4 protein-coding genes are annotated in these 3,415 nt (G+C 78.3%); 1 reads left to right on the top strand and 3 read right to left on the bottom strand.

Annotation, left to right across the window (positions count from 1 at the left end; translation table 11 throughout):
* Nucleotides 1–41 precede the first annotated feature (41 nt).
* The 3 genes from ACFU7Z_RS37840 to ACFU7Z_RS37830 form a co-directional block, all read right to left on the bottom strand.
* Nucleotides 42–698 carry an HAD family hydrolase gene (locus ACFU7Z_RS37840; protein WP_074005011.1) on the bottom strand — a complete coding sequence of 219 codons (657 nt, stop codon included), beginning with the start codon at nt 696–698 and terminating at the stop codon, nt 42–44.
* Nucleotides 699–745: 47 nt separating this feature from the next.
* Nucleotides 746–1,255: a DUF6912 family protein gene (locus tag ACFU7Z_RS37835; protein WP_049653861.1), complete on the bottom strand. Its 510-nt coding sequence runs from the start codon at nt 1,253–1,255 to the stop codon at nt 746–748.
* Between the two features lie 164 nt (nt 1,256–1,419).
* Nucleotides 1,420–2,550, bottom strand: a complete 1,131-nt coding sequence (locus ACFU7Z_RS37830) for a patatin-like phospholipase family protein (RefSeq protein ID WP_380782634.1) — start codon at nt 2,548–2,550, stop codon at nt 1,420–1,422.
* A gap of 334 nt (nt 2,551–2,884) precedes the next feature.
* On the opposite strand from ACFU7Z_RS37830, the gene ACFU7Z_RS37825 reads away from it, so the two are divergent.
* The gene (locus ACFU7Z_RS37825; protein ID WP_375877380.1) at nt 2,885–3,361 is read left to right on the top strand and encodes an Rv3235 family protein; all 477 of its coding nucleotides are present in this window, start codon (nt 2,885–2,887) and stop codon (nt 3,359–3,361) included.
* Nucleotides 3,362–3,415 lie beyond the last annotated feature (54 nt).

Here is a 3,415-nt window from a genome sequence, read left to right as displayed (position 1 = left end):
CGCCGGTATCCCGTCCCGCCCGTTCCGGACGGGCCCGGGATTCAGCCCGTGATCCGGCCCGCCAGCTCGACCGCCTCGGCCAGGCTGTCCACCACCGGGACGCCGACCGGCTCCAGCTTCTCCCGGGTGTGCGAACCGCCGGTGTAGAGCACCGCGTGGGCGCCCGCGCCCAGCGCCGCCAGGGCGTCGTCCGCGGCGTCGCCGATCAGCACCGTACGGGCCGGGTCCACCCGCTCGCCCAGCGCGGCCAGGTGCCGGGTCAGGTGCTCCGCCTTCTGGCCGCCGGACGGGCCGCTGCGGCCGTCCACCCGCAGGAAACCGCTGCTCAGGCCGAAGGTGTCGACCAGCGGCACCAGCTTGTCGTGCTCGTACATCGACAGCAGCGACTGGCTGTTCCCGGCCTCCCGCCAGCCGTCCAACAGCTCGCGCACGCCCTCGGTCAGCCCGCAGGACGGACTGAGCTCCCGGTAGCGGTCGTGGAACGCGTCGTCGAGCCTCAGCCACTCCTCCGCGGAGGGCGTCCGGCCGAGCAGGCGCTGGTAGAAGCGGGGGATCGGGATCTCGTACTGCTCGCGGTACTCCTGGAGCGTCATCGGCCCGACGCCGATGGTCGCGAACGCGGCGTTGCTCGCCCCGAGCACGGCCTCCATGTCGTGGAAGAGCGTGCCGTTCCAGTCCCAAACGATGTGAGTGCGCACGGGGTGAAACGGTAACCCGGCCGGGTGACACGCCGGTAGGGCGGAACTCACCCGAGCAGGGAGGGGATCTCCTGGGTCGCGAACCAGAGCAGGTCGTGGTCCTCGGCGCCGTCCACGGTGAACTGGGCGTCCTGGTCGCCGGCGTCGGCCGCGGCCACCGCCGCCACCGCCGCCGCGACGTCCGTGACCACCTCGTCGTCGGACACGTCGGCGTGCACCGCGGCCGCCTTGGCCAGCCGCACCGGGCCGGCCAGCACCACCCGGCCGAGCGAGGCCTGGTCCTGGTACTCGTCGCCGGGGAACGGCCGCACCGACCCGTCCGCCACGTCCAGCGCCACCACCACCCGGCGGCGCGGGGCCCCCGGGTCGGCGGCCAGCAGCCGCAGCGAGGACTGGGCGGCCCGGTTCAGCGCCGCGTACTCCAGCTCCTCCAGGTCGTCGCTGACGTACCACTCGCGCAGCGCGGGCGTCACCGCGTACGCGGCGGACTGGTCCAGGGCGCCGCCCTCGTGCGCCGCCGCCAGGCCGGCCAGGGTGGTGGGCACGTACACGCGCATCGGGGGCACTCTCCGGTTCGTCCAGCGGGGTTCGTCCAGCAGCACAGTCTCCAGCGCCCCAAGAATAAGCGCCGCCGGGCCGCCCGTGATCACCCCTGGTCCGGGGGCGGACGCCCGCGGCCGGACCCGTACGGTGCCCGCGCCGGGCCCGCGCCGGCGCCGCGCTAGGCCCGGAGCGCCTCCCGGCTGGTGCGCAGGGCGCTCTCCAGGACGGCGCCGCGGCGGGCCGGGTCCATCATGTTCGGGCCCATCACCGCGAGGTCCGCCAGGGTCGGCGCGAGCAGCCGCACCCGGACGCCCTCGGCCCGCAGCTGGGCGGCCTCGCGCAGCAGCTGCCGGGTGACGGCGTGGCGGTAGCGGCTCACCAGCTGGGCGAGCACGCCGCGCGGACGGTCCCGGGCGCGCCACTCGCGCAGGGCGGCCAGGGTGTCGCGGCCGCCCCCGAGCCGGCCCTCCCGGCCGCCCTGCCCCTCCCGGTCCTCCCGGCCCCGCCGCCCGGCCCGCCCCGGCCTCGGGTCCAGCCGCAGGGCCATCGGGGCGAGCACGTACACCTCGTCCAGCCCCCGGCCGAGCATCAGGTCGGCGTTGGTGGCGGACCAGCAGCCGCCGTCCACGTACGCCGAGCCGTCCAGCCGCACCGGCGCGAACCAGCCGGGGATCGCGCAGGAGGCCATCACCGCGTCGGGCACCGGGACGGCCGGGGCGTCCGGGTCGCCGAAGACCACCCGGCGGCCGCTGCGGTAGTCCACGGCCACCACCCGCAGCGGCGATCCCCCGCCGCCGGGCTCCGGCCCTCCCCCGTCGCCGAGCAGGCCGCGCACCAGCTCGCCGACCGGCGCCAGCGAACCGCGGCCGTGCGGCGCGATCGCCGAGACCATGGTCAGCAGCGGGTACTCGCGCGGGTGCCGGACGGCATCCCGCAGCAGGCCGGGCGAGCCGATCCCGGCCCGGGGGCGGGGCGGCAGCGCGCCACCGACGGCGGTGTCGTAGTCGAAGGCCGCCCCGGCCAGCGGCCCCTCGGTGATCGGCAGGCCGCGCTGGTGGTCGCGCAGCTGCTCGGGGCGCACGCCGCCGGCCAGCATCGCGGCGAGGATCGCACCCGCCGAGGTGCCCAGCAGGACGTCGGCCCCGCCCGGCTGCCGCCCGGTGGCCTCCTCGACGGCGCACAGCGCGCCGACCGTCCAGGCCGCGCCGAGCATCCCGCCGCCGCCCAGCACCACGCCGTACCGCGGCACGCCCTCGCCGGCGGGCGGGGCGGTGCCCGCGGCCGCCGGGGCCGCCACCCGTGTCGTCATACCGGCCGTCCCTCGTCGTGGGAGCCCGGCGGTCCGCTCCCGGTCAGGCTCCGATGGTGCGCGCCGCGCCCGTACGGCGCAATGCGGCGGCCGGGCGCCGCCACCCGGTCCGCCCAGCCGGAGCGTCCCCTTTTGGACCGTACGGCCCGTCCCCGCACGTCAACCGGGCGCCGTCGGACGGCCCCTCCGGCCCGGCGCCGCACAGGCCGGTTCCCCCGGATAGGTGAACTCGGCGGCCCGTCCCGGCCGCCCCGGAAACCCGTTGCCGCCCCGCGCGGGACGCCCCCAGCCTGGACCCGTCCGTACCCGCACCACCCAGCCGAGGAGCCACCCCGTGACCGTCCGGTACAGCGCCCACCCCGCCGCCCGCCCGTACCGCCGTCCGCGTGACGCCGGCGGCTGCGAGCCGGCCGGCCGCCGCCCGCGCCACCCGCGCGCCGCCTGCACCGGCGCCCCCGGGCCGGGCTCGGGGCCGAACGCCGGGCCGGGCTCCGGAGCCTTGGCCGCCCGGTTCGCCCGCCAGCTGGTCGAGGTGCTCACCGGCGCCCGGCCCTCCGGCCAGCTGATGCGGCACACCAGCCTGGACGGCTACGGGCAGCTCGCCTCGCTGGTCCGGGCCGGCGCGCTGCGCCGCGGCGGCCCCGCCGACCGGCCCCGGCTCGGCCCGGTCCACGACCGCTCGCCCTCACCCGACGCGGTCGAGGCCTGCGTGCGGGTCGACCTCGGCCGGCGCCACCACATGGTGGCCTTCCGGCTGGAGCAGCGCGGCCCGGCCGGGCAGTGGCAGTGCACCGCCGTGGAGGCCCGGTGAACGCCCCGCCGCACACCCGCCGGTACGGGCCACACGCCCGGCGGTGTGGAACGG

This window comes from Kitasatospora sp. NPDC057518, assembly GCF_042802075.1.
GTDB lineage: Bacteria > Actinomycetota > Actinomycetes > Streptomycetales > Streptomycetaceae > Kitasatospora.
The sequence above is the reverse complement of the archived record's forward strand: the minus strand, read 5'-3'. Positions and strand labels throughout refer to the sequence as shown.